This is a genomic window from Pseudomonas tremae, from assembly GCF_001401155.1.
In the GTDB taxonomy this organism is placed as follows: domain Bacteria; phylum Pseudomonadota; class Gammaproteobacteria; order Pseudomonadales; family Pseudomonadaceae; genus Aquipseudomonas; species Aquipseudomonas tremae.
In genome coordinates this window covers 1-3,466 of sequence record NZ_LJRO01000321.1, presented here as the reverse complement: position 1 = coordinate 3,466, position 3,466 = coordinate 1, and the positions used below count along the sequence as shown (strand labels likewise).

At 49.1% G+C, this 3,466-nt stretch carries 6 protein-coding genes; 4 read left to right on the top strand and 2 right to left on the bottom strand.

Annotation, left to right across the window (positions count from 1 at the left end):
* Together ALO43_RS29200 and ALO43_RS18615 are read right to left on the bottom strand one after the other, a co-directional pair.
* Positions 1 to 171: type II toxin-antitoxin system PemK/MazF family toxin (locus ALO43_RS29200; protein WP_162235605.1), on the bottom strand; the 171-nt coding region annotated here is incomplete at its 3' end.
* A complete protein-coding gene (locus ALO43_RS18615; RefSeq protein WP_004668272.1) occupies positions 158 to 388 on the bottom strand; it encodes a hypothetical protein in 231 nt (76 codons plus the stop codon). The genes ALO43_RS18615 and ALO43_RS29200, both read right to left, overlap by 14 nt.
* Positions 389 to 1,380: 992 nt before the next feature.
* Here ALO43_RS18615 and trfA point away from each other — a divergent pair.
* From trfA to ALO43_RS18595, 4 genes are all read left to right on the top strand, one after another.
* A complete protein-coding gene (gene trfA / locus ALO43_RS18610; RefSeq protein ID WP_054997903.1) occupies positions 1,381 to 2,286 on the top strand; it encodes a plasmid replication initiator TrfA in 906 nt (301 codons plus the stop codon).
* Positions 2,279 to 2,740, top strand: a complete 462-nt coding sequence (locus ALO43_RS18605) for a hypothetical protein (protein WP_054997902.1) — start codon at positions 2,279 to 2,281, stop codon at positions 2,738 to 2,740. The genes trfA and ALO43_RS18605 overlap by 8 nt, the downstream gene beginning before the upstream one ends.
* Positions 2,741 to 2,834: 94 nt before the next feature.
* Positions 2,835 to 3,140 (top strand): helix-turn-helix transcriptional regulator, encoded by a 306-nt coding sequence (locus ALO43_RS18600; RefSeq protein ID WP_020313352.1) that lies wholly within the window; start codon positions 2,835 to 2,837, stop codon positions 3,138 to 3,140.
* A gap of 55 nt (positions 3,141 to 3,195) precedes the next feature.
* Positions 3,196 to 3,393 (top strand): hypothetical protein, encoded by a 198-nt coding sequence (locus ALO43_RS18595; RefSeq protein ID WP_005759570.1) that lies wholly within the window; start codon positions 3,196 to 3,198, stop codon positions 3,391 to 3,393.
* Positions 3,394 to 3,466: the final 73 nt, after the last annotated feature.

Below are 3,466 nucleotides of genomic sequence, written 5' to 3'. Positions count from 1 at the left end.
CGCTTCACCGGGATACGTTCTCTCGGTACTGCTTGTTAACGGTACAACAACGACCCGTGCCAAATGGCGGTTAGCTGAATCGTTGCTCACGATCACTGCTGGCCGCGTTTTTTTAATCTCACTGCCAACAGAAGGATCGAATTCAACCCACCAGACTTCACCGCGAAGCATCGCGCATATCCTCGGACAGGGCATTGCACCAGTTGATTGCAGCGGTTTCGCGTGCCGTGTCTGCCGCCATAGCTTGATAGCCAAGATCGAGTGACTTACCAACAACGTGGGGCCTCAGTAAGTCCTCAATGAATTGGCTCATCTTGCGTTTACCGACCGTTCTGTACAGCCCATCGTAAACATCCTCATCCAGCGTAATTGTCATTCGCTTGTGCATGGCTACAACCTCTTTATGCGTTATGCGTTATGCGTTATGCGTTATGCGTTATGCGTTATGCGTATGACGTACTATTCTCAGTGCGATCTCGAAAACAAGCAAGCCTCCACGATCACGCCTAAGGCGCGATCAATGGTCAGGCCACCCCTGAGTCAGGTTTTTTTGATTTTTCGCCTTCTCGGCGCGCTCACGAGCTTATAGCGCTCTTGCTTTGGCTCTGCCCTGAGTGCGAAAGCATCCGCTTTGGATTTTCTCCGCCGAAAGGGGTCCCCGCTTGCGGGGTTGAGGCGGGTGAGTGCGCAGCACGAATGCTCTGGCCGTTGCTTGTGATTTTGCTTCGAGGGCCAAAAAAGTTATCCACAGAGGCGAGGGGGTCGCACGCGCGTCTTTTTTCTATATCTTTTTTCTAAAAAGCTTCTAGGTCAAAGTGCCACTAAAGCTGAAAGCCTTATTTATAGAGGCTTTCAGCCATATGTATACCGTACTGAGCTACCCGCTATACCGTACTGAGCTACCCGCTATACCGTACTGAGCTACCCGCTATACCGTACGATCATCGGTGCTATCCCGTGCTGAGGTGATTGCTATGGATAAAGGCTTGACAGGAAGTCCCACCGAGGATAAAAAAAAGATGCAGATGCAGATGCAGATGCAGATGCAGATGCAGATGCAGATGGTTGCTAAAATGAGGGGGAAAACACCATGAGGGTAGTCGATTTTGAAGTCGATATTTTGAGATTGAGGCATGAAGGACTGTCATATGACGCTATAGCGCTATGGATCGCTACGCATAAAAAGACGGTTGTCTCTGTTGGCGCTATTAGGGGGGTTATTAAGAAAGCTGAGCTTAAAAACGCCGCAGAAAAATAAATTCCTGCCCTACACCGTGGAAAGTAGAAGGGCAGGAATACCAACAAAGCAGTATGAGGACAAAGCAATGATGGCATTGCAGAGTGTACAGGTTGAGGCGTGTCCTTTGAAAGGGGGGGCTCATGACTAAGCCCCTTGAAGGTCGGTTAAAGGCCATGGCCGAGAAAGCTAAAAAAAGAAGTGAGGTAGCAGAGCAGCAAGATTCGGTGCAACCGGCTTGCGACGAGCGCAATCTTGTTTACGGCGTTCAAGTCGCTGAGGATGAGATAGCTTTTCGTTTGTCTCTTGTTCTGCCATCACCTGGTGATGATCGTCGGGCTATGGCTAATGCCATTTTGCGCAGCTCTCTATTCGGTGTGGTCGAAAAAGGGAAACGCAAGTACGAGAAAAAGGTCCACAAGGTTACGATTCAAGGTCTTTCCTTGTCCGTGACGGGTGAACAACTCGATCAGTCAGATTTGGATGTTTTTTTGGAGTGCCTACACCGCCACCAAGATCAGACGTTGGGTACGAAAGTACGTTTCACAGCGGGTAGTTTTCTGCGAGCTATTAATCGCGACGTTGGCAAGGCTAACTACCTGTGGTTGAACGATGTATTAGCTCGTCTTTCATTCTATGGAATCGAATTAGGGGATGGTCAGCGTTTTTATCTTGGTACGTTGTTAAATGAAATGTACCGTGATGAAAATACGCGGGAATATGTGATTATGGTCAATCCTAAATTTTCTGTTTTTTTCGCGGATGGACTATGGACTGGCCTAGATACCGAAGAGCGGCAATCTCTTAAAGGCAAAGCGTTGGCTTTGTGGTTACATGGCTTTTATAGTACTCATGAAAAGCCATTTCAGTACAAGGTCGAGACGCTTAAAGGTATGTGTGGGAGTGAAGCAGGTGAGCTTTTCAAATTTCGGCAGACTTTAAAGAAAGCGTTGTCTGACCTTAGCGTAGTTACATGCTGGACCTGCTGGATTGATGAGAAAACAGATCTAGTGCATGTGGTGAAAACCAAGGCGGTGCGTCATGAGTAATGTCGTGAAATTCCCGGGCCAAGAAGACGACCCCGTCCCCGATAACGTGGTGAGTTTTCCTGATGCCAAACAGCGGAAGGCCTGCACGCTAGTTCGACGGGGCAAAGGCAACCCTCGAAAAAACCGGTCGTTCGGGACGTTGTGTTGGTCGGTGGTAAAGGCATTGTTCAAAGCGGTCCGATATGCCGCTGCCTTTGTTATTTTTATGGCGCTCGCCGTGCCATTGGGTGTGCTGCACAGCTTCAAAGGGTTGATCACATTTTTCGGCGTCGTCACCTCTGCCATTTTGTATTGGCATGATGGCCTTACCTACGTGCATACCGCGAAGGCGGGTGCACCGACCGTCTACACATTTGTAACGTGCCTGGTGCTGGTGGTGCTTGCACATTCGGGCAAGGCGGTGGCTGAGTGGTTGTCTGAAAAACGTATAGCCTTCCGGCTCTTCGGCCTCTAAGGCGACTAATCCATTCGACAAAAGCACTCAACATAAGAGACGGATGCCGGAGGCTCTTATAGGGTGTGTACTGTCGTGCATGAGGGATTTTGAAATGGCGATTTTTCTGGAAGGGCAAGAAGAGTGGACAACTGATCTGCTCCCTGAACTTTCACCGCAGGAGGGCAAAGCGGTAATCATGTATTCACATGGCTTTTCGTTGAGAACGATTGCCATTGAAGTGGGTATATCCCCGCATACGGTTCGAGTTTATCTGTCTAGAGCTAAAGACAAATTCGAAATTCATAACCTTTTTGAGCTTCGTGATATTTGTATGCTTAGAGTCAACAGCCTGATTTTAAGGAAAATGTCAAGTAGCCAAAATTGGCTACATGACAGCATTTCCCCCCCTGTGACCTAATGGATACCAGCGAGGAACAGCCCGCTAACAAAATTAACCGGGATGAGGAAATGGCATGTTGAATGAGTTCGAAACCGAAGACGGAAAGGCCAAGTGGCGCTCGGCAGAGGTGCGCGTCATGCTCGATGCCGATGTGCATTACCACGTGGCCAAGGAAGCCTTTGAGCGCAACATCCCGAAACGCAAGGTGATCCAGGAAGCGCTGCTGAAAAACTACGGCATCGACTATGCGCCGATGATTGGCGGCGAGTGAGAGGCTTCCCATGAAGAGTGCTGACGTGGAAAAAGATGCCGGAATCGCCGTGCTCTTGATGTATAGGAATTTC

Coding starts and splice junctions, on each gene's coding strand:
- ALO43_RS18615 (WP_004668272.1), bottom strand. CDS start 388: ATGCACAAGCGAATGACAATTACGCTGGATGAGGATGTTTACGATGGG.
- trfA (WP_054997903.1), top strand. CDS start 1,381: ATGACTAAGCCCCTTGAAGGTCGGTTAAAGGCCATGGCCGAGAAAGCT.
- ALO43_RS18605 (WP_054997902.1), top strand. CDS start 2,279: ATGAGTAATGTCGTGAAATTCCCGGGCCAAGAAGACGACCCCGTCCCC.
- ALO43_RS18600 (WP_020313352.1), top strand. CDS start 2,835: ATGGCGATTTTTCTGGAAGGGCAAGAAGAGTGGACAACTGATCTGCTC.
- ALO43_RS18595 (WP_005759570.1), top strand. CDS start 3,196: ATGTTGAATGAGTTCGAAACCGAAGACGGAAAGGCCAAGTGGCGCTCG.